This is a genomic window from Pseudotabrizicola alkalilacus, assembly GCF_003443995.1.
Lineage (GTDB): Bacteria > Pseudomonadota > Alphaproteobacteria > Rhodobacterales > Rhodobacteraceae > Pseudotabrizicola > Pseudotabrizicola alkalilacus.
The window spans coordinates 116,803-137,147 of sequence record NZ_QWEY01000008.1 but is presented as its reverse complement, the minus strand read 5'-3'; the positions used below and the strand labels follow the sequence as shown (position 1 = coordinate 137,147).

Here is a 20,345-nt window from a genome sequence, read left to right as displayed (position 1 = left end):
CGGCCCATTGGCGTGCCCCATCCGTGTTTCGGTTTGACCTTGACTGCCCGGAAGACGACCATGGCAGGGATCGTCGCCCAACTGCGTGGTGGAACACAGAAAATGTCTGGACTTTGGACTGTCTTGCTGGGGCTGGCGCTTCTGGCCCTTGTGGCCAGCTGCGTCTGGCAAGCCGTGGTTTCGGCACGCACGCCGCAGGGAGCGATTGCCTGGGCGATCTTTCTGGTTGCCGCGCCATGGATCGCGGTGCCTGCCTATCTGGTGCTGGGCCAGCACAAGCTGAGATCAAAAACCACCTCCTATCGACAGACAGTGGCAGCCACGAACCAGAGGGGCATGCCCGCTGGCCCGCAAGAGCCGCATATCGTCAGCTCTGAGCGGTTGTTCGTGTTTTCGCGGTTGGGGGGCATGCCGGCGCAGGCTGGAAATTCGGCTGACCTGCTGATCAATGGCGATGCGACCTTTGCGGCCATTTTTGCAGCCATTGATGGCGCGGAAACCTATGTTCTTGCGCAGTTTTATACGATTGCTGACGATGCGCTGGGCAATGCCTTTGCTGACCGGCTCATCGCTGCGGCGGATCGGGGGGTCAAGGTCTGGCTGGTTTGCGACCGGGTCGGCAGCCATGGTCTGTCCACGGCCTACCGCCATCGGCTGATCAAAGCCGGTGTGCAATTCCGCGACCCGCGCGCAGGCAGTCACCGTGCCTCGCGGCTGCATGTCAACTTTCGCAACCATCGCAAGACCGTGGTGGTCGATGGCCAATGGGCGGCGGTGGGCGGTCACAATGTGGCGGATGCCTATGTCGGGCGCGATCCGGTCATGGGGTATTGGCGCGACACCCATCTGGCACTGCAAGGCCCGGTGGTATCGCAGTTGCAGACCGGATTTATCCGCGACTGGCACTGGTACACCGGGGATTTCATCGAGGATCAGCTGGACTGGTCGCCAAGTCCTTTCGCACCGGGTATCCCTGCGGTCACGGTGTTCATGGGGCCGACAGATGACCATGACACCGGGGCATTGTTCTTTGTCGCGGCGATCACCGGGGCGCAGCGCCGGGTCTGGGTCGCTTCACCCTATTTCGTGCCGGATGTCGATACGCTCTCTGCGCTGAAATGCGCGGCGCTGAAGGGGTGTGACGTGCGCATCCTGTTGCCTGCACGGGCCGACCACTTTCTGCCATGGCTGGCGGCGTTTGCATTCTTTGACGAGGTCCGCCATGCGGGGGTGAAGATCTACCGGTACAAGGATGGTTTCATGCATCAGAAAGCGATGCTGATCGACGACGATCTGTCCGCGGTCGGAACGGCGAATTTTGACAATCGGTCATTCCGGCTTAACTTTGAAACCATGGTGGTGGTTCATGACAGGGATTTTGCAGACCGGATGCGGGACATGCTGCACACTGATATGACCCATTCAGACCGTCTGGACCGCAACCTCGACTCTCAGCATATCGGCATCAGGGTCGGCGCGCGGTTGACGCGGCTGCTTGCGCCGTTGCTGTGATGGCGCTCAAGGTTGTCAGCTACAATATCCGCAAGGCGGTCGGGCTTGACTGGCGCCGCTCGCCCGAGCGTATCCTGAGGGTGCTGGACCAGCTGAACCCGGATGTGGCCGTTCTGCAGGAAGCGGACAAACGGCTTGGCCCCCGCCCCACGGCGCTGCCCCGCGATATGATCACTCATCTCACGCAAATGGAGGTTGTTGACCTCGGCCTCTCGGAGCGGGGGATCGGCTGGCATGGCAATGCCGTTCTGGTGCGCCGCGGGCTGGCGGTTGAGGCGAGGATGCGCCTGAGCCTGCCGGGGCTGGAGCCGCGCGGCGCGGTGATGGTGCGGGTGGGCGGCTTCTGGATCGTCGGCACCCATCTGGGGCTGATCCGCCGCTGGCGACAGTTGCAGATGAGTGAGATCCTGCGCCATCTGGGCCCGGTGGCCGATCGCGCGCTGGTCGTGGGCGATTTCAACGAATGGTCCCCGGTGCTGGGATTTGAGCCCTGGACCCCGAAACTGCGCATGGTTGCGCCGGGGCTGACGTTTCACGCAGCCCGCCCGGTTGCCCCACTTGACCGTTTTGCGCATGGAAGGGTGCTGAAGATCACCAATTGCGGCGTCGCCAGCGGTGGATTGGCGCGCATGGCGTCGGATCATCTGCCGATCTGGGCCGATGTCGAGCTGCGCGGTTAGGGCCCGGAAATTGGCAACAATCCACTTTTGACCCACCAACCTGCGATACAGACGGAACCAATAATCGGCCTTGTTTGTTGTTGTCGCGCGAGGATTTTGGTTTTGATGCGGCTTGCTCCATGCGGGACAAGCCGCTCCGTTATGGGGGGCATGAGATGACAGGCGCAAATGCGGCAAAAGTCACATATTTTGCGAAGAATGACGGCGCCTCCTCCGATCCGACGGGTGACGGAAGGGCGCGCACAAGCGATGAGACTTCTGACCGCAAGGATAAAACCGAGACCGGTTCGGACGAGATCGTCAGCTATATTCCCGCCCTTCGGATCTATGCGCGGTCTTTGACCCGCAATGTTGTAGATGCCGATGATCTGGTTCAGGAAACCCTTGTCCGGGGGCTTGCCAATATTCAGTCGTATCAGCTGGGGACCAATATGCGGGCCTGGCTGTTCACCATCATGCGCAACAGGTTTTACACCAACAGCAGCAAAAGCGCGCGCGAACCGACCGGCGATGCCGACTGCGTGTCATCGACCCCATCGGTGGTCAATGAGATCCAGTTCTGGCATCTGCGGCAGCGCGAAATGGAGCGTGCCCTGCTGGATCTGCCGATCCACTACCGGGAGGCGATTTTGCTGGTCGGGGTTCTGGGAGAAAACTACAAGGACGCGGCAAGCATCCTTGAGTGTGACATCGGCACCATCAAAAGCCGCGTCAGCCGGGCACGTACCATATTGTCACAAGTCATCAACGCGCCGATCGCTGAGTGATGGTCTGCAAGTCCTGAAAGTATCAGGCGGGGCGTGGGCGGTTGTGCCGCTGTTTCAGGTCAGCGGGACGGATACGTAAAGACTTTCAGAAATGTGATCGTTGAAAACAGGTCTGCCGCCAGCAAATATCCTTTGCTGGCGGCTTTGTCGGGCTGATTACAGCCGGTAGGTCAGACCACCGAACAGGCGGCCTTCGTCACGATGGCGACCACCGCGCACGGCACCGGCGACGGCGGCTGCACCTGCAACCAACGCGGCTGCTGTCAGGGCAAACGCTGTCAGGATGGCCCCGATCCGCGCCGTTTCTGCCGCCTCACGCGCCGTCGCTTCGGCTTCGGCGGCAAAGGCTTCGGCCTCGGCCCGGGTGTTTTGCACCGCAGCGATGGCCTCATCAACGCGGGCTTCGGCCTCGTCCTGGCTCAGATTGCCGCGCTGACTGACAGCCGCAACCAGATAGCTGCGATCACTGTCGCTGACGTCTCCGGTACGGATGCCGTTCAGGATGATCGCGGCGGTTTGCCGGTCAATCTCTGCCGTATCAGAGGCAGGGGAGGTGGTGGCAGCCGGGGACGCCGTGCCCGCAGCAGGGGCGGGGGCTGGTGCGGTCGGAGTGGTGCGCAGCAGGCTGTCGCTGATCCAGGAGGAAACCGCCTCATTATCGGCATCTGCATCGACAGCAGCACCCGCAGCCCCTGCTCCGCCGCTGACGGCCGCGCCACCGGCGCGCAGTGCCGTGTCGGCCACATTGCCTGCACCCACAGCGATGGCGCCAAAGGCACCCATCGCCATCCATGCCATCACCAGCATGCCCGCGCCCCAGACCACCAGACCATTGATCCCGTCGCGGGCGGCAACTTCATCAGCGGTGGCATCATCTACCCGCCGCCGCATCCGGCCTGCAATATAGCCGCCGGTCAGAAAGCTGGCGATCAGCGTGACGACCATCCACAGGCCGGTGACGATCAGCATCAGGCTGAACGATCCTTCGCCCGGTTCAAAGGAAATGGTCGCCATTCCCAGACCTGCACCAAACATGTGGAACAATCCGCCGATGGCAGCTGCAACGACGGCCCCGCCCAAAACGGCGGCCCAGTCGATGTAGCCACCCGGCAACTCCCGCGTGGGGGCTGTCGCGCTTGTCAGAGTTTCAGTTCTTTCCATGGTCATTTCCTTAATCAACGCAGGCCGATAAGCGACAAGACGGCAAGAACCACGACCACAAGGCCGACGAGATAGATGATGCTGTTCATGGGGATGCTCCTGAATGTTGTGTCATGACCGCATCAGGCTGCGCCCGACATGGTTCATCACAGCATCAACACGCAAATGCGAGGATTGTTCCCTGCAAGCTGGGTTTCCCCTTGGGCACCCTTGGGACGCGGGCACTATTGGAACAAGCGGGCCGATGCGGAGTTGACGGACAGCATCAACGCGAGGACATCACCATGAGCCCTATTGAGACAACACCTGCCACGCCAGCTGACACCCCAAACACTCCGGAACCGGGGGCGGGGTCAGACCGCCGGGTGCCGGATCAGCGCGACGATCAGCCGTTGAAAGAGATAAACGATCCGCCGCAGGATCAGAAGCAAGCCGGACAGGATCTGCGCGACCCGCAGAATCTGCGCGACCCCCAGACGCGCGATATGCAGCTGAGCCGCCCCGCTCAGCCTGATTACCCAAAGCCGCCCTTCCCGGAACAGACCCAGCAGTTGCCCGGCAGTTTCCTGAAAATGGACCCGCGCCCCGACCATGGCGAGGAAAGCTGGCGCGGCGCGGGCCGGTTGAACGGGATGGTTGCGCTGATCACCGGCGGTGACAGCGGGATCGGGCGCGCGGTTGCCATCGCCTATGCCCGCGAAGGGGCGGACATTGCCTTGTCCTATCTGGATGAGACCGAAGATGCCGAAGACACCGCCCGGATCATCAAGGATTGCGGGCGACAATGCCTGCAACTGCCCGGCGATATTGCCGATGCCGGTCACTGCCGCGAGCTGGTGGAGGCAGCGGTCAGTTGTTTTGGCCGGATCGACATATTGGTGAACAATGCCGCCCATCAGCGGATGTTCGATGCTCTGGAAGACATTCCCGATGCCGAATGGGAGCGGACCTTTGCGATCAACATCCACGCCATGTTCTATCTGTCCAAAGCGGCGGTGCCGTATATGCAGCCCGGAGCGTCGATCATCAATACCGCCTCGGTCAATGCCGACATGCCCAACCCCGGTCTTTTAGCCTATGCCACGACCAAGGGTGCGATCCAGAATTTCAGCGCCGGTCTGGCCCAGATGCTGGCCGAAAAGGATATCCGGGTGAATTGTGTCGCCCCCGGCCCGGTCTGGACCCCGCTGATCCCGGCCAGCATGCCGGGCAAGACAGTTGCCGAGTTCGGGCGAAACTACCCGATGAAGCGCCCGGCACAGCCGGTCGAGCTGGCTTCGGCCTATGTGATGCTGGCGGAGCCGATGTCGAGCTATGTCTCGGGCGCGACCATTGCTGTCACCGGCGGCAAGCCGATCCTGTAGGGCGACACTTTGCGTGACGGTGGAGTTTGGTTGTGGCCACTTTGCCCCCGCTCTGCCCGCAGCGACACGTGCAATCGGTTTCCGCATTTACGATGGGCAGGCCTGTGCCTCCTCGACAAGGCCTGGCAATACATGCGGCGAGAGGAAAGGCGATGTGCGACAAGCGGACTTTTCCTTCGAACAAGGCCGAGCCGGATGCTCTGCGGCTGTCAATTCATGCGATGCTGATGGGGGCAACGGCCGAGCATGTTGGGCGAAACCTGCGGGATGCCGCGATTGCGCTGGGTGACGCGCTGGATGACCTGCGCGCGGCTGGTTCTGAAACCGGCCCGCGAACCACCCCGGAAAAACCAGACTAGCGGTTGATGTTACGCTTGGGCACTGCCTTGTGATTGGGCTGTGGCGGCGGATCGGCTGCCCGCTGGCGCCGCAATCTAACGCGCCCGAATACCCAATATCTGTGATAGCGGATTTCATTCTTTTATATTGACGGTCGGGCGGGCTTGCGCCTACGATGGCATCATAGAACAGGAGAAACCGATGTCGCGCACAGATTTCCTTGAACATCTGGAACACACCCTGACGGAGATTGAGAATGCGGGGCTGTTCAAGCGTGAACGCCTGATCTCATCGCCCCAATCGGCGCATGTCACTGTGAACGGGACGCCACTGCTGAATCTGTGCGCCAACAACTATCTGGGTCTCGCCAGTGATCCGGCGCTGATCGCGGCGGCGCATCGGGCGCTGGATGAGCACGGTTTTGGCATGGCCTCGGTCCGTTTCATCTGTGGCACGCAAGACATGCACCGCCAGCTGGAACAGCGGATCGCGCAGTTTCTGGGGATGGACGATTCCATCCTATTCGCCGCCTGCTTCGATGCCAATGGCGGGCTGTTCGAGCCGCTGCTGGGGTCCGAGGATGCGGTGATCTCGGATGCGCTGAACCATGCGTCGATCATTGACGGCATCCGCCTGTGCAAGGCAAAGCGCTATCGCTACGCCACTTCCGACATGGCGGATCTGGAGGCGCAGTTGCAGGCCGCCCGTGAAGGTGGCGCGCGTCATATCCTGATTGCCACCGATGGCGTGTTCTCGATGGATGGCTATCTGGCCAAACTGCCCGAAATCACGGCGCTCGCCGAAAAATATGGCGCCTTGACCATGGTGGATGATTGCCACGCCACCGGCTTCATGGGGCCGCAGGGCCGGGGCACGCCCGCGCATCATGGGGTGTCGGTGGATATTCTGACCGGCACGCTGGGCAAGGCCCTTGGCGGGGCGCTGGGTGGCTACATCGCCGGGCCGCAGGCGGTGATCGACCTGTTGCGCCAGCGGGCCCGGCCCTATCTGTTTTCCAACGCGCTGCCGCCCGCGATCGTCGCCGCCGGTCTGGCCGCGCTGGATATTGTCGAGGCGGCGGATGATCTGCGCGCCCGCTTGTTTGACAATGCCCGCTACTGGCGGGCGGGCCTCGCGGATGCCGGGTTCACCCTGCTGCCGGGCGAACACCCGATCATTCCGGTGATGACCGGCGAGGCACCGCTGGCGCAGGCCATGGCCCGCGAGCTTTATGACCGGGGCGTGTTTGTGTCAGGTTTCTTCTTTCCCGTGGTGCCAAAGGGGCAGGCCCGGATCCGGACCCAGATGAATGCGCAACTGACCCGCACCGATCTGGATTTTGCGCTGGACCAGTTCCGCGCCGCTGGAAAAGCCGCAGGAGTGATCTGATGCACAATGACATGAAGGCACTGGCCAAGACCAAGGCTGAAATCGGATTGTGGATGGAGCACCGCCCGGTGCCCGAGATCGGCCCCGATGACGTGCTGATCCGCATCCGCAAGACCGGCATCTGCGGCACCGACATTCACATCTGGAACTGGGATGACTGGGCCGCGCGCACCGTGCCGCTGGGTCTGGTAACCGGCCACGAATTTGCGGGCGAGATTGTGGAGCTGGGCCGCAATGTCACCGGCCTTGCCATCGGGCAGCGCTGCTCGGGCGAGGGGCATCTGATTTCCAACCAGTCGCGCCAATCCCGCGCGGGCAAGTTCCATCTGGACCCCGCCACGCGCGGTATCGGGGTGAATGAGCAGGGGGCGTTTGCGCAATACCTGTCGCTCCCCGCCTTCAACGTGGTGCCGCTGCCCGATGAAATCGACGACGATATCGGCGCGATCCTCGATCCGCTGGGCAATGCCGTGCACACCGCGCTGTCGTTTGATCTGGTGGGCGAAGATGTGCTGATCACCGGGGCGGGGCCAATCGGGATCATGGCGGCTGCCGTCGCTCGCCATGTCGGTGCGCGCCATGTGGTGATCACCGATGTCAATCAGGACCGGCTGGATCTGGCGGCACAGGTGGCCGATGTCGTGCCGGTCAACGTGCTGACGCAGGACCTGCGCGAGGTTGAGGCGCGGCTCAAGATGAAGCAGGGCTTTGATGTCGGCATGGAAATGTCGGGCAATCAGGCCGCGCTGGATCAGATGATCGAAAATCTGGTGATGGGCGGGCGCATCGCCATGCTGGGCATCCCCCCCGGGAAATCCCCGGTGGACTGGAGCCGGATCGTGTTCAAGGCCATCACGCTGAAAGGCGTCTACGGCCGCGAGATCTTTGAGACCTGGTACAAGATGATCGCCATGCTGGAAAACGGTCTGGATATCCGCAAGGTCATCACCCACCGTTTTCCGGTCGACCAGTTCCGCGACGGGTTCGAGGTGATGCGCGCAGGGTCCAGTGGCAAGGTCGTGCTGGACTGGGGCTGAGCGGCTACAGCAGCCGGTTCAGATCGGCGGGGCGGTGTTCCAGAATCCGCTCCATCGAGAACAACCCGGTGACCTTGTCGAATTCGAACCCGTCGATCAGACGTTGATAAAAACGGTCATATCCGGCCATGCCGGGGGTGACCACCTTGAGCAGATAATCCCATTCCCCGCCGATCCGGTTGAAGTCGATCACTTCCGGCAGACCCTGCACATGGCGCGAAAAGCGGTCCACCCAGTCGCGCGAATGGTGCCGGGTGCGGATCATCACAAAGACCGTCAGATCCAGCCCCAGCGCCGCCAGATCAACCCGCGCCTGCGACCCGGCCAGAATTCCCTCGGCCTGCAGCGCCTGCATCCGCCGCCAGCAGGCGTTTTGCGACATACCGACCAGATCGGCAATCTGGCGCTGCGACAGCGATGAATCGCGTTGTACGGCGGTCAGGATGCGAAGATCAAATGTATCAAGATTTCTCATTCTGCCGATCATATGATCTGAAATACCATAAATCCAGCAGAATAAACGACGATTTGATCGCGGCACTTCGATCTATCTTTGATGCAGAATAAGGAGTTTCGTGCCGTGACTGACCAGCCTGATCCGTTTTCCCCCTTTCGTGCCATGCTGCAGGCGGCTGATCCCATCGCCGCCCTGCGCGCTGGCCTGATCGGCGAGGGGGCGTTGATCGACGGCCCCTTTGGTCCCAAACCGCTGATCTATGCCGACTACACTGCCTCTGGCCGCGCCTTGCGTCAGGTGGAGGGGTTCATCATGGACCACGTGCTGCCATACTACGCCAACAGCCACACCGAAGCCTCGTTCTGCGGCGCGCGGATGACGCAGATGCGCCGGGTGGCGCGGTCCGTCATCGCGCAGGCCTGTGGCGCAGGGCCGGAGCATGCGGTGATCTTTTGCGGCTCGGGGGCCACGGCGGGAATCAACCGTCTGGTCGCGCTTCTGGGGGCGGGGCCGGGGGCGCGGGTGATCCTTGGGCCGTTCGAACATCATTCCAACCTGCTGCCATGGCGCGAAAGCGGGGCGGAGGTGATTGAACTGGGCGAAGACCCCGCCGGAGGGCCAGACCGCGCGGCACTGGCTGAGGCTCTCGCCTCGGCGCCAAAGGGCGCGCGGGTGATCTGCGCGTTTTCGGCGGCATCCAATATCACGGGCGAGATTGCCGATGTGGCGGCGCTGACCCGGCAGGCCCGCGCTGCGGGCGCGCGGATCGTCTGGGATTATGCCGGTGGCGGCCCCTATCTGCCGATCAGCATGACGCCCGCACCGGGGGCCGGGATTGATGCGGTGGTCCTGTCACCGCACAAGTTCATCGGCGGGCCGGGGGCCTCGGGCGTGCTGATCCTGCGGCGCGATGCCGTGGTGTCAAGCCGGCCCAGCTGGCCCGGCGGTGGCACGGTGCGGTTTGTGTCCCCCGAAACGCATGACTACAGCCAAGCCCTTGAGTCCCGCGAAGAGGCCGGAACCCCGAATGTGATCGGGGATTTGCGGGCCGCGCTGGTGTTTCTGGTCAAGGACAGCATCAGCCGGGCGGGTATGGCAAAGCGCAACGCGGTTCTGGTGCAAAAAGCGCATGCCGCATGGCGGGGCCAGCCCCGGATCGACCTGCTGGGCCCGACTGAACGTGACCGGCTGCCGATCTTTGCCTTTCGGATCGCCAATGGGCAGGGCGGCTTTGTACATCATCAGCTGATCACGCGGTTGTTGTCGGACCGCTATGGCATTCAGGCGCGGGGCGGCTGTGCCTGTGCCGGACCTTATGTGCACCGGCTGTTGGGCATCGACAAATCCGCCTCGGCCCGGTTGCGCACGGCGATCCTGTCGGGGCGCGAGATCGAGAAGCCGGGGTTTGTCCGTCTCAACTTGTCACCGCTGATGTCGGACGATAAGGTGAACACTATTCTGGACAGCGTGATAGCGGTGTCGACCGAAGCCAGCGCGCTGTCACGGTGGTATCAGTGTGATCCTGCCAGTGCCATTTTTTCAGCCGTCCCCGAGGCCGTTTTGACATGACCAAGGGGTGCGGGGCGGGTGGGGCAGTAAATCGTTACATATTGATAAAGGTTTCTTGACAGACGTATCCGTTATGGCGACATTGATTCCGTGATGTCGGAGATAAAGTCGCCAAGATGGGGCAGAAACGTCAATCAACCTTCGTGGGAATGCTCTGGTCAGAGAGTGCTTCGGCACATCCCGGCACCAGAGAGATTGATGCTGCGCCGGGCGGAGTCGCGATGACATCTGCCCCGCGCCGGAACTGTAATCTTTCGGAGGTTTGGCGATGAACGGGCACGGATTGGAAGCGCTGGAACAGCGGTTGGCGCGGGATCTCGAAGATCTGTGCTATCCGCCCGCCAACTGGGTTCCGCCCACGGCGCAGGATGGTGCGCCTGTGGTTGATGCGGTGATCGTCGGCGGCGGGATGTGCGGTCTGGTGGCCTGGCTTGCCTTGTCGAAGGCGGGCATCCGCAACGTCCGCATCATCGACCGCAATCCCGAAGGGCAAGAGGGGCCATGGGTCACTTATGCCCGGATGGAGACGTTGCGCTCGCCCAAAACGCTGACCGGGCCCGCCTCCGGCCTGCCCGCCCTGACCTTTCAGGCCTGGTATCGGGCGCAGTTCGGGCAAGACGCTTGGGACAGTCTGGACAAGATCCCGCGCCCGATGTGGATGGAGTATCTGTCCTGGTATCGCCGGGTCATGCGGATTCCGGTCGAGAACGGCGTCGCGCTGGACCGGGTGGAGCCCGAAGGCGCGCTGCTGCGGTTGCATCTGTCGGGGGCCGGGCAAGGCACGGTTCTGACGCGCAAGCTGGTGATGGCAACGGGTCGCGACGGCACTGGTGCGCCGCAGATCCCGGCTTTTGTTAATGGCATCAGCCGCGCGTTCTGGGCACATTCTGCTGACCCGATTGATTTTGCGGCGCTGAAGGGCAAGCGGGTTGCGGTGGTTGGCGTCGGGGCGTCGGCGGTGGACAACGCCGCCGAGGCGCTGGAGGCGGGGGCGGCAGAGGTGCGCCACCTGATCCGCCGCGCGAAAATGCCCACCGTCAACAAGTTCATGGGCATCGGCAGCTATGGCTTTACCTGCGGCTTTGCCGGGATGAGTGATGAATGGCGCTGGCGGTTCATGAATTACTCTTTTGCCACCCAGACCCCGCCGCCGCGCGGATCAACCCTGCGGGTCAGCCGCCACCCCAACGCCTATTTCCACTTTGGCAAGGCTGTGTCTTCGGTGCGGCAGGACGGGCAGGGGCTGGTGATCAGCTTTGCCGATGGCACGCGGCTGGAGACGGATTTCCTGATCCTCGGCACCGGCTTTACCGTCGATCCGCTGTCGCGCACCGAATTCGGCGCGGCGGCAGATGATATTCTGCTGTGGCGCGATGTCTATACGCCGCCACCGGGCGAGGAGTCGCGCGACCTTGGGCTGTTTCCCTATCTGAACCCGGACTTCACGTTCCGTGAAAAGGTGCCGGGACGGTCAGACTGGCTGCGCAACGTCTATTGCTTTAACTATGGCTCCACCGTCAGTCTGGGCAAGACCAGCGGCGATATTCCGGCGGTGTCTGTCGGGGGCGAATGGCTGGGGCGCGAGATGGCGCGCAAGCTGTATCTGGAAGACATCGATACCCATTGGCAGGCGCTGCAAGATTATGCGTCACCTGAACTTCAGGGCGATGAATGGCAGCCAAGCGAGCTTCCAGCCGTCTCTGCGGTTCATGCGGGTTAAGGGGAACAGGATTATGACCGACATCATGAACAGTACCGTCCTCACCAGCGCCCGGCCAAAGCCCGGATCGCAGATCGAAGCCGAAGTTCTGAACCGCCGCGATATTTTTGAAAAGACGCAGGCCGCCGAAATTGCCGTTCTGACTCCCGCCGATCCGGGTGGGCTGTCGCATGATCTGCGCCACGCTCTGGCAGCCCGGATTGCCGCGCTGCATGGCGAACCGGATCAGGCCGCGCGCTATGCCGCTGGCGTCACCGACGCTGCCCTGTCCCCTCTGGCCAGCGTGGGCACCACATCGGATGATGCGCAGGTACAGGCGATGCTGACCTTTACCGATGCGGTCAGCACAAACCCGCGTGAGATCATTGCCGAAGACGTCACCGCGCTGCAATCGGCGGGGGTCAGCGATGCCGATATCGTGCGGCTGGCCGAGCTGAATGCCTTTCTGGCCTATCAGCTGCGCCTGATTGCCGGGCTGCGCTTGCTGGTGGAGGCTGCAGAATGACCGTCAAGACCAACGATGACATCATCCGCCGCTTTACCCGCAACGTGCCTGAATGGCGGCCCCGTGTGACTCCGGTGAAACTGGCCGAGGCGACGCAGGAACAGCTTGATGCCTTGCAGGTGACGCCGTCGAACACCAAGGTTTCCGATTATGTGCTGGTGCTGGCGCATGATGTCGAAACGCTCAAGGTGCGCTCGCCTTTGTTCAATGCGATCATGTATGGCAAGGGCGGGCTGAGCCGGGCCGAGCGTGAGCTGGGGGCCTTGGCTGCGTCGATCGTGAACCATTGCATCTATTGTGCGGCAGTCCATGCCGACCGCCACGCGCAGCTGTCCAAAGACAAGACGGTGACCGACAAGCTGTTTGCCATGGGGGAGAAGGCCGATCTTGGCCCGCGCGACCGTGCCATACTCGATTTCGGCATGCGGCTGGCGCGCACGCCGCAACAGGCGACGGCGCAAGAAGTGGCGAAACTGCGGGAGGCGGGTCTGGATGAGGGGGAAATCCTCGATCTGATCCTGTCGACCGCGCTGTTCAGCTGGGCAAACCGGCTGATGCACATTCTGGGTGATCCGGTCCGCAAGAGCGGATGACGACATAGCTAATAAAGGGGACGACATGGCTGCGACGCACGAAAAGCTGACAGTAGGAATTGCCGGAGCGGGGGCGGTGGCCTTTGCCACAGCGGCCTGTCTGGAAGATGCGGGCCACCGCGCCATTCTGTGGTCTCCGTCGGGCAAAAGCACCGCGCGTCTTGCCGCTGGTGAAGCGCTCACGGCCACGGGCGCGCTGGAGGGGGCGTTTCATCCCGGCGTCGCCGCCTCGGCGCAAGACCTGGTCGCTGCCTCTGATGTGGTTCTGGTGGCGCTGCCCGGCTATGGCCACAAGACCGTGCTCGACGCCATCGCCCCGCATCTGCGCGACGGCCAGCCCGTGATCATCAGCTCGCACGCGTCATTCGGGGCGCTGTATCTGCTGCGTCAGGTGGCTCAGCGCGGGGTGCGTCTGCCGGTCACGGTCTGGGGCACCACGCTGGCCACCGCGCGCCAGCCGGACCTTGCGACGGTCTCGGTCAACACCATCCGCTCAAAAATCGACGTGGCAACCGTGCCGGTGAGCGAGTCGGCAAAGGGGCTGGCGCTGTGCCAGACCCTGTTCGGCGACCGGTTTGTGCCGCGTGAGGATGTGCTGGCGATTTCGCTGTCGAACCTCAACCCGCAAAACCATATGGGCATCGCCCTGTGCAACATGACCCGGATGGAACATGGCGAGACCTGGAGCCAGGGCGGCAACGTGACCCCCAATGTCGGCCGCCTGATGGAAGCGCTGGATGCCGAGCGGGTGGCCATCGCTACGGCCCTCGGCCTCAAGGTGCGGACGATCTTTGAACATTACCACCTGTCCTATCACGTGCCGGTTGCCCCGATTGCCGAGATGAATGCCGAACTGCATGCCAAGGGCATCGGCGGGCAGGGTCCGGCCACCGCCGACAGCCGCTATGTGACCGAAGACGTGCCTTACGGCCTTGCCGTCACGGCAGCGCTTGGCAAGATGGCGGGCCATCCGGCCGTGCTGCACCAGTCCGGGGTCGCGCTGTTTTCGGCGATGTATGGCCGCGATTTTCTGGCCGAAAATACCTTACTGAGCGAAATCGGTCTGGACCGGCTGAGCCTTGATCAGCTGCGGCAGGCCTGTACCGATGGCACGCTTCCTACCACCGAAAAGACGGGCACATGAACCCGTTGTGAACCAGACCAAGGCCGATCCGACCTCAACCCCAACAGACAAGAGGATATGACCATGACCAAACTTCTTATGAACCGCCGCCGTTTTCTGCACGGCACTGCCCTCGGCGCTGCCGCGCTGGCCAGCCCGGCCTATCTGCGCCACGGCATGGCGCAGACCGGCGGCGAGGTGAACATCTGGACCTACAACAACTTTGTGCCGGACGCGTTCAAGACCCAGTTCGAATCGGAGACCGGGATCAAGGTCAACATCCGGCTGGTGGATGATCAGGGCAAGCAGTTCAACCTGCTGGCGGCAGAGCAGCCGAACCCGACCGTCGACATCCTGACCGTGGCTGGCCATCGCTATCTGCAATTCATCGATTCCGATCTGCTGGCCCCGATGGACACCGGCCGGCTGAGCAACTGGGGCAATATCAACCCGGTGTTTTCGGAAAGCGACTGGGGCACCATCAAGGACCAGAAATGGGGCGCGCCGATCCTGTCGGGGGCCGAGGTGCTGGCCTATAACACCGAAGTGGTCAGCGAAGAGGAAGCGCTGTCCTGGGATACGCTGTTTGCTGACAAGTACAGCCAACAGACCGCCTATATCCTGCAGGACATGATGTCGGTGCTGATGCTGGCGCGCGGCTATGACGGCAACATGATCGAATACATGAACGATGAGGCCGAAGCCGCCCGGATCATGACCGAAATGCGCGATTACCTGATCGCGCAAAAGCCCAAGGTCCGCAAATACTATGACGGCGGTGCCGAAGTGCAGCAGATGTTTGTCAATCAGGATATCGTTCTGGCCCATGCCTGGAACGGCCCGATTGCGACGCTGATCACCGATGGCTTCCCGGTGGCGATGACCATTCCGAAAGAGGGCAGCTATGGCTTTGTCTATACGATGAACATTGCCAAGGGCGCGCCGAACGCGGACAACGCCTATCTGTTCCTGAACGCTTTGCTGTCCAGCCCGGAAATCGGGGCGAACCTCAGCCGCAGCTCGGGCTTTATCTCGACCTTCAAGGATGTGGACCAGCATCTGACCGAGATCGAGCGCAAGGCCACCTCGTTCCCCGAGGAACAGCTGGCCGGTCTGCAATTCTTCCGCGCCGAGGCGAATGAGATGAAGTACCGCCTGATGGATCCGGCGGTGGAGCAGATCAAGGCCGCCTGATCAGAACGCGGGTGGCGCTTGCCCTGCGCCACCCGCAGTCTGCCTCATCCCCCGCAGCCCTGCCTGACCCGATGGTCGGGCCCCTGAAAGGCTTTCCGTCACATGACCCTTTCCAATGCGCCCGGCAAGGCTGATCGGCCAGGTTTCTGGGGCCGGCTCAGCGGCTTTGGCCCTTATGCCGCCCTGACCGAAGTGCTCTTCGCCTCCCCGCGCCGGCAGTTTCTGGTGCTGCTGACCATTCCGGTGATCTGGGTGTTCGTCACCCATCTGGGGCCGATCCTGCAGATGCTGAATGTCAGCCTGCTGACCAACTATCCGCCCAGCCCCAATAAGGTGCCGAGCTATACGCTGGAGCATTACGGCAAGTTCTTTACCGAAGGCATCTTCATCACGCCGTTCATCCGAACGATGGTGTTTTCCACGGTGCTGACGCTGACCACGCTGATCATCATGTATCCGGTGGCCTATTTTCTGGCCCGGCATGTGCCGCGCAACCGCCAGATGCTGTTTCTGATGCTGCTCCTGATCCCGTTCTGGGTGGGCGAGGTGGTGCGGATCTTTGCAATGATGATCCTGCTTGGCAACAACGGTGCGCTGAACCTTGTGCTGCAATTTCTGGGGCTGACCGAACGGCCGATCCCCTTCATGTATACCGGCTTTTCGCTGAGTGCGGGGATCATCTATCTGACCGCGCTTTACATGCTGATGCCGCTCTATTCCGCGCTGGAGAAAATTCCGGCCAATTATTCCGAAGCCGCCGCCGACCTTGGCGCCGGGCCGTGGACGCGCTTTCGCCGCATCACGCTGCCGCTGTCGCTCGAAGGCATTGCGTCAGGCTGCACGCTGGTGTTCCTGATCTCGACCGGCATGTATGCAACCCCGGTTCTGCTGGGCGGGCCAAGCACCACCCTGTTCTCCGAGGTGATCGCCGGGTTCTTTCATGTGGCGGGCGACCAGTGGCCGGTGGGTGCTGCGTTTTCCTGCATCATGCTGCTGACTGCATTGGCGGTGTCAGGCGGATTTAACAAGATCATGGGGCATCTGGCCGGAAGGGTAAAGAAATGACCCGCAACACGCGCATATTGATGCAATGCATCTACTGGGCTTTTGTGCTCTATCTGCTGGTGCCTCTGTTCCTGATGATGCTGATGGGCTTCAAGGATTCGAAGTTCATCGGTTTTCCGATCCGGTCCTGGACCCTGGATTGGTATCTGGGCGTCTTCAACGATACGGCGGTGGTGCAGGCCCTTGGCTATTCGGCGGTGATTGCCGTCGTCTCGACCGCGATTGCGCTGTTCATGGGCACCTGGATCGCCGTGGCCCTGACCGGGCGCTCGTTCTGGGGCCGGGCCATCATCCTGGGTCTGACCCTGCTGCCCGCCGTGATCCCCGGCGTCATTTCGGCCATCGCCTTCCGCATCGCGGCGCGCGTGGTGGGGATGGAGCCGGGCATGTGGGCGATCATCTGGTCGCATGCCATCCACAACGTGCCCTTTGTGGTGCTGGTGGTGATGGCCCGGCTGTCGACCCTGCCGAAAAGCTATGGCGAGGCGGCACGCGATCTGGGGGCGGACCCGATCATCACCTTCTTCCGCGTGACGCTGCCTTATCTGACACCTGCCATGATCGGCGGCGGCGTGTTCTGTATGCTGCTCAGCTTTGATGACTTCGTGCGTTCGTTCTTCCTCGGCGGTTACGAGCCAACGCTTCCGGTGCTGATCTTTGCTAAATTGCGCTCGGGCATGTCGCCAGAGATCAATGCAATTTCCACAATCGTTCTGGTGCTCACCGCTTTGCTTGGCCTCTGGGCCGAACGGTCGATGCGCGGAATGTCCAAGAGGGCTGCAAATGACTGATGTGAAAGACCCGATCGTCAGGATCGAAGGCGTAACCAAATCCTTCGGCAGCTTTATCGCGCTGCACGAAATGAACCTGAACATTGCCAGCGGTGAATTTGTCACTTTCCTCGGCCCGTCAGGCTGCGGCAAATCCACGACGCTGCGCATTCTGGGCGGGTTCGAGACTCCCGACACCGGACGGGTGATCCTGAACGGCAAGGACGTGACCGCCCTGCCGCCGAACAAGCGCAATGTGAACATGGTGTTTCAGGACTATGCCCTGTTTCCCAACATGACCGTGCGGCGCAACATCGCCTTTGGTCTGGAGCTGAAGGGGCTGGGGCAAGCGGCGATCAAGGCCCGCATTGACGAGTTGGCCTCGTTCCTCGAACTGACCGCCTATCTCGACCGCCGCCCCGACCAGCTGTCGGGCGGGCAGCGGCAGCGTGTGGCACTCGCCCGCGCGCTGGCCCCCGATCCGGCGCTTTTGCTGCTGGATGAACCACTGGGCGCGCTTGATGCCAAATTGCGGGCGCAGGTTCAGGTCGAGCTGAAGGCGATTCAACGCCGGACCAACAAGACCTTTTTCTTCGTGACCCACGATCAGGAAGAGGCGCTGACCATGTCCGACCGGATCGTGGTGATGAACAAGGGCCGGATTGAACAGGACGGCACCCCGGAAGAGCTGTATTTCCAGCCCGCCAGCCGTTTTGTCGCCGAGTTCATCGGTGAGACCAACCTGCTGTCGGGGCGGGCGCTGGCCGTGGATCAGGGCAGTGCCGGGTTCGACTGGCAGGGCCATCAGTTGCGCGCCACATCGACGCCCGGCCGGGCGGCGCTGGCCGGGGGTGCTGCCACAGCCTCGCTGCGGCCAGAGCGGATTCAGGTGCAGCGCGACCGTCCCGCCACCGACAATGCGGTGCAAGGGCAGGTGGTGAACCGGCTGTTCAAGGGGCACCGGATGCTGCTGGATGTGGCCGTGGGCGAGACCACGGTGCAGGCCTATACCGACACCGACCGGGGCCGCGAACTGGCCGATGGTCCGGTCTGGCTGGGCTGGAATGCCAACAGCCTGACCCTTCTGGCCGATTGACCCTTAGCAGGCTGTGACGCGGGCCGGGTCCGGCCCGCGTCATGCCGGACAAAATCATGCAGGACATCACCAATCGCAGGGTTCTGAACATTGCCCTGCCCATCCTCGTGTCAAACGCCACGATCCCGCTGCTGGGTCTGGTGGATACGGCCGTTGTCGGACAGATGGGCGAGGCGGCCCCGATCGGCGCGGTTGGCCTTGGCGGGATCATCCTGTCCACGGTCTATATGCTGTTTACTTTCCTGCGGATGGGCACCTCCGGCCTGACGGCGCAGGCGCATGGCCGGGGCCAGCCACGCGAAACCGCGCTGGTTCTGCACCGTGCCCTGCTGATCGCCGCGCTGTGCGGCGCGGGCATGATCCTGCTGCACCTGCCGGTGCTGGCCGGGGCCTTCATGCTGTCGCCCGCATCGGACGAGGTGGAGGATCTGGCGCGCACCTATGTGTCGATCCGCATCTGGGGGGCGCCCGCCACCATCGCGCTGTATGCCATGACCGGCTGGCTGATCGCGCTGGAAAAGGCGCGCACGGTGCTGATGCTGCAGCTGTGGATCAACGTCATCAACATCGCGCTGGATGTACTGTTCGTGATGGTGCTTGGCCTTGGCGTGCCGGGGGTGGCTGCAGCGACCCTGATCGGCGAATGGGCGGGCTTTGGCATGGCCCTCTGGTTGTGCCGCGGGGCGTTTCTGCCGGCGCTGCGCTCGCGCTGGGCCGAGATTGCCGAGCGTGTGGCCCTGAAGCAGACCATGTCGATGAACGCCGATCTGGTGCTGCGGTCGGTGCTGCTGCAGGCCAGCTATACCTCGTTCATCTTCCTGTCGGCCGGGCAGGGCGATGTCAGCCTTGCCGCCAATCAGGTCTTGCTGCAGTTTCTGCACTTGTTCTCGTATATGCTTGATGCCTTTGCCTTTTCCGCCGAAGCGCTGGTGGGGCAGGCGGTGGGCGCGCGGGCCGTCCGCCCGTTGCGCCGGGCGGCGCTGCTGTCGGGGCAATGGGCGCTGGGGGGCAGTCTATTGCTGACCACAGCGGCCTTTCTGGGCGGGCCGCAGCTGATCGCGCTGATGACCACCGCGCCCGAGGTGCAGGCCGAAGCGATGCGCTATCTGCCATGGGTCTGGATCATGCCGCTGGCCAGCTTTGGCAGCTTTATCTTTGACGGCATTTTCATCGGAGCCACGATGTCGCGCCAGATGCGCAACGTCATGTTCGTCTCGCTGATCTTCTATCTGGCCACGATCCTCATCGGTCTGCCGCTGATCGGCAATCATGCGCTGTGGCTGGGGCTGATCGTGATGAGCCTGGCGCGGACCCTGCTGATGGCGCGCAGCTATCCGCAGGTCGAGGCAAAGGCGCGTCTGCCGCAGGAGGCCTAGCTGTTCTGCACGATCAGAATGGCGCGGGCCGGGCCGCCAACGGCCTCGATCCGGTGCGGTCGGTCGGCGAAATAGCGCGCTGTATCGCCCGTGGACAGCTGCTGGCTTTCTTCGCCCGATGTCACCTCGATCGCTCCGTCCAGCAGGGTCAGATGCTCGCGGCAACCCGGCCCGTGCGGATCGCTGATCAGCTTGCCCCCGGTGGCAAAGGTCAGGTCATAGACTTCATGCACCCCCACTGCTTCAGCGGGGGACAGGATGCGGATGCTGACCCCAAGACCGCGCCCGCCGATCACCGGCGCGGCCTCGGCTCGGATCACTTCGATCCGTGGGGTTTCGCGCGCTTCCAAGAGCCCGGCGAAATCGACCTGAAGCGCCTGCGTCAGGTTCCACAGCGTCGCAACCGTCGGGCTGGATTCGCCGCGCTCGATCTGGCTGACCATGGAGCGGCTGACACCGGACAGCTTTGCCACGGCATCAAGGCTCAGGCCCTTTGCGGTCCGCGCTTCCTTGAGCGAGGCGGCCAGACGGGCGTGAATTTCAGAACGGGGGTTCATGGAGGATCTCTGAAACAAGCGGATAAAGCGCGCCAGAATTTTGGCTGCAATTCTCTGAACGTGGCCCAATA

General features: G+C 62.5%; 20 protein-coding genes. 17 read left to right on the top strand and 3 right to left on the bottom strand.

Annotation, left to right across the window (positions count from 1 at the left end; genetic code table 11):
- Positions 1–102 precede the first annotated feature (102 nt).
- The 3 genes from cls to D1012_RS23240 are packed head-to-tail and all read left to right on the top strand — an operon-like array spanning position 103 to position 2,959.
- The gene (gene cls / locus D1012_RS14790; RefSeq protein ID WP_118154072.1) at positions 103–1,512 is read left to right on the top strand and encodes a cardiolipin synthase; all 1,410 of its coding nucleotides are present in this window, start codon (positions 103–105) and stop codon (positions 1,510–1,512) included.
- Positions 1,512–2,192: an endonuclease/exonuclease/phosphatase family protein gene (locus D1012_RS14785; RefSeq protein WP_118153751.1), complete on the top strand. Its 681-nt coding sequence runs from the start codon at positions 1,512–1,514 to the stop codon at positions 2,190–2,192. The genes cls and D1012_RS14785 overlap by 1 nt, the downstream gene beginning before the upstream one ends.
- Complete coding sequence (locus tag D1012_RS23240; protein ID WP_354002043.1) at positions 2,111–2,959, top strand: sigma-70 family RNA polymerase sigma factor; 849 nt, start codon at positions 2,111–2,113, stop codon at positions 2,957–2,959. Before D1012_RS14785 ends, D1012_RS23240 begins: the two co-directional genes overlap by 82 nt.
- Before the next feature lie 156 nt (positions 2,960–3,115).
- Here D1012_RS23240 and D1012_RS14775 read toward each other — a convergent pair whose 3' ends face one another.
- Positions 3,116–4,120: a hypothetical protein gene (locus tag D1012_RS14775; protein ID WP_118154066.1), complete on the bottom strand. Its 1,005-nt coding sequence runs from the start codon at positions 4,118–4,120 to the stop codon at positions 3,116–3,118.
- Positions 4,121–4,605: 485 nt separating this feature from the next.
- Here D1012_RS14775 and D1012_RS14770 point away from each other — a divergent pair, with 485 nt between their 5' ends.
- From D1012_RS14770 to tdh, 4 genes are all read left to right on the top strand, one after another.
- On the top strand, positions 4,606–5,484 hold the full coding sequence (locus D1012_RS14770; protein WP_118154062.1) for an SDR family oxidoreductase: 879 nt from the start codon (positions 4,606–4,608) through the stop codon (positions 5,482–5,484).
- Positions 5,485–5,636: 152 nt separating this feature from the next.
- Positions 5,637–5,843, top strand: coding sequence for a hypothetical protein (locus tag D1012_RS14765; RefSeq protein ID WP_118153748.1), 207 nt, complete (start codon positions 5,637–5,639; stop codon positions 5,841–5,843).
- A gap of 181 nt (positions 5,844–6,024) precedes the next feature.
- A complete protein-coding gene (locus D1012_RS14760) occupies positions 6,025–7,212 on the top strand; it encodes a glycine C-acetyltransferase (protein ID WP_118154059.1) in 1,188 nt (395 codons plus the stop codon).
- 11 nt (positions 7,213–7,223) lie between these two features.
- Positions 7,224–8,249, top strand: coding sequence for an L-threonine 3-dehydrogenase (tdh, locus tag D1012_RS14755; protein WP_118154056.1), 1,026 nt, complete (start codon positions 7,224–7,226; stop codon positions 8,247–8,249).
- Between the two features lie 4 nt (positions 8,250–8,253).
- Here the strand turns inward: tdh and D1012_RS14750 are convergent, their stop codons facing one another.
- The gene (locus D1012_RS14750) at positions 8,254–8,724 is read right to left on the bottom strand and encodes an Lrp/AsnC family transcriptional regulator (RefSeq protein WP_199489520.1); all 471 of its coding nucleotides are present in this window, start codon (positions 8,722–8,724) and stop codon (positions 8,254–8,256) included.
- An 81-nt stretch (positions 8,725–8,805) separates the two neighbouring features.
- Here D1012_RS14750 and D1012_RS14745 point away from each other — a divergent pair, with 81 nt between their 5' ends.
- From D1012_RS14745 to D1012_RS14700, 10 genes are all read left to right on the top strand, one after another.
- On the top strand, positions 8,806–10,275 hold the full coding sequence (locus tag D1012_RS14745; protein WP_118153742.1) for an aminotransferase class V-fold PLP-dependent enzyme: 1,470 nt from the start codon (positions 8,806–8,808) through the stop codon (positions 10,273–10,275).
- A 268-nt stretch (positions 10,276–10,543) separates the two neighbouring features.
- Complete coding sequence (locus D1012_RS14740) at positions 10,544–11,995, top strand: NAD(P)-binding domain-containing protein (protein WP_118153738.1); 1,452 nt, start codon at positions 10,544–10,546, stop codon at positions 11,993–11,995.
- Between the two features lie 13 nt (positions 11,996–12,008).
- A complete protein-coding gene (locus D1012_RS14735; protein ID WP_118153735.1) occupies positions 12,009–12,500 on the top strand; it encodes a carboxymuconolactone decarboxylase family protein in 492 nt (163 codons plus the stop codon).
- Positions 12,497–13,093, top strand: a complete 597-nt coding sequence (locus D1012_RS14730) for a peroxidase-related enzyme (RefSeq protein ID WP_118153732.1) — start codon at positions 12,497–12,499, stop codon at positions 13,091–13,093. The genes D1012_RS14735 and D1012_RS14730 overlap by 4 nt, the downstream gene beginning before the upstream one ends.
- Positions 13,094–13,118: 25 nt before the next feature.
- Positions 13,119–14,237 carry an NAD/NADP octopine/nopaline dehydrogenase family protein gene (locus D1012_RS14725; protein WP_118153729.1) on the top strand — a complete coding sequence of 373 codons (1,119 nt, stop codon included), beginning with the start codon at positions 13,119–13,121 and terminating at the stop codon, positions 14,235–14,237.
- A gap of 126 nt (positions 14,238–14,363) precedes the next feature.
- Positions 14,364–15,410 (top strand): ABC transporter substrate-binding protein, encoded by a 1,047-nt coding sequence (locus tag D1012_RS14720; RefSeq protein ID WP_435530925.1) that lies wholly within the window; start codon positions 14,364–14,366, stop codon positions 15,408–15,410.
- A gap of 102 nt (positions 15,411–15,512) precedes the next feature.
- Complete coding sequence (locus D1012_RS14715) at positions 15,513–16,475, top strand: ABC transporter permease (RefSeq protein ID WP_118153726.1); 963 nt, start codon at positions 15,513–15,515, stop codon at positions 16,473–16,475.
- Positions 16,472–17,266: an ABC transporter permease gene (locus D1012_RS14710; protein WP_118153723.1), complete on the top strand. Its 795-nt coding sequence runs from the start codon at positions 16,472–16,474 to the stop codon at positions 17,264–17,266. Before D1012_RS14715 ends, D1012_RS14710 begins: the two co-directional genes overlap by 4 nt.
- Complete coding sequence (locus D1012_RS14705; RefSeq protein ID WP_118153721.1) at positions 17,259–18,341, top strand: ABC transporter ATP-binding protein; 1,083 nt, start codon at positions 17,259–17,261, stop codon at positions 18,339–18,341. Before D1012_RS14710 ends, D1012_RS14705 begins: the two co-directional genes overlap by 8 nt.
- 56 nt (positions 18,342–18,397) lie before the next feature.
- Positions 18,398–19,717 (top strand): MATE family efflux transporter, encoded by a 1,320-nt coding sequence (locus D1012_RS14700; RefSeq protein WP_118154050.1) that lies wholly within the window; start codon positions 18,398–18,400, stop codon positions 19,715–19,717.
- Here the strand turns inward: D1012_RS14700 and D1012_RS14695 are convergent.
- Entirely contained in the window at positions 19,714–20,274 is a 561-nt protein-coding gene (locus D1012_RS14695) for a helix-turn-helix domain-containing protein (RefSeq protein ID WP_118153718.1), read from the bottom strand. The genes D1012_RS14700 and D1012_RS14695 overlap by 4 nt on opposite strands.
- Positions 20,275–20,345: the final 71 nt, after the last annotated feature.

What these genes read in the sequence shown, in the direction of transcription:
- cls (WP_118154072.1), top strand. Translation starts at nt 103, where the DNA reads ATGTCTGGACTTTGGACTGTCTTGCTGGGGCTGGCGCTTCTGGCCCTT.
- D1012_RS14770 (WP_118154062.1), top strand. Translation starts at nt 4,606, where the DNA reads ATGCAGCTGAGCCGCCCCGCTCAGCCTGATTACCCAAAGCCGCCCTTC.
- D1012_RS14725 (WP_118153729.1), top strand. Translation starts at nt 13,119, where the DNA reads ATGGCTGCGACGCACGAAAAGCTGACAGTAGGAATTGCCGGAGCGGGG.
- D1012_RS14700 (WP_118154050.1), top strand. Translation starts at nt 18,398, where the DNA reads ATGCAGGACATCACCAATCGCAGGGTTCTGAACATTGCCCTGCCCATC.
- D1012_RS14775 (WP_118154066.1), bottom strand. Translation starts at nt 4,120, where the DNA reads ATGGAAAGAACTGAAACTCTGACAAGCGCGACAGCCCCCACGCGGGAG.
- D1012_RS14765 (WP_118153748.1), top strand. Translation starts at nt 5,637, where the DNA reads ATGTGCGACAAGCGGACTTTTCCTTCGAACAAGGCCGAGCCGGATGCT.
- D1012_RS14705 (WP_118153721.1), top strand. Translation starts at nt 17,259, where the DNA reads ATGACTGATGTGAAAGACCCGATCGTCAGGATCGAAGGCGTAACCAAA.
- D1012_RS14710 (WP_118153723.1), top strand. Translation starts at nt 16,472, where the DNA reads ATGACCCGCAACACGCGCATATTGATGCAATGCATCTACTGGGCTTTT.
- D1012_RS14760 (WP_118154059.1), top strand. Translation starts at nt 6,025, where the DNA reads ATGTCGCGCACAGATTTCCTTGAACATCTGGAACACACCCTGACGGAG.
- D1012_RS14715 (WP_118153726.1), top strand. Translation starts at nt 15,513, where the DNA reads ATGACCCTTTCCAATGCGCCCGGCAAGGCTGATCGGCCAGGTTTCTGG.
- D1012_RS14785 (WP_118153751.1), top strand. Translation starts at nt 1,512, where the DNA reads ATGGCGCTCAAGGTTGTCAGCTACAATATCCGCAAGGCGGTCGGGCTT.
- D1012_RS14750 (WP_199489520.1), bottom strand. Translation starts at nt 8,724, where the DNA reads ATGAGAAATCTTGATACATTTGATCTTCGCATCCTGACCGCCGTACAA.
- D1012_RS14745 (WP_118153742.1), top strand. Translation starts at nt 8,806, where the DNA reads ATGCAGAATAAGGAGTTTCGTGCCGTGACTGACCAGCCTGATCCGTTT.
- D1012_RS14740 (WP_118153738.1), top strand. Translation starts at nt 10,544, where the DNA reads ATGAACGGGCACGGATTGGAAGCGCTGGAACAGCGGTTGGCGCGGGAT.
- tdh (WP_118154056.1), top strand. Translation starts at nt 7,224, where the DNA reads ATGAAGGCACTGGCCAAGACCAAGGCTGAAATCGGATTGTGGATGGAG.
- D1012_RS14730 (WP_118153732.1), top strand. Translation starts at nt 12,497, where the DNA reads ATGACCGTCAAGACCAACGATGACATCATCCGCCGCTTTACCCGCAAC.
- D1012_RS14695 (WP_118153718.1), bottom strand. Translation starts at nt 20,274, where the DNA reads ATGAACCCCCGTTCTGAAATTCACGCCCGTCTGGCCGCCTCGCTCAAG.
- D1012_RS14735 (WP_118153735.1), top strand. Translation starts at nt 12,009, where the DNA reads ATGACCGACATCATGAACAGTACCGTCCTCACCAGCGCCCGGCCAAAG.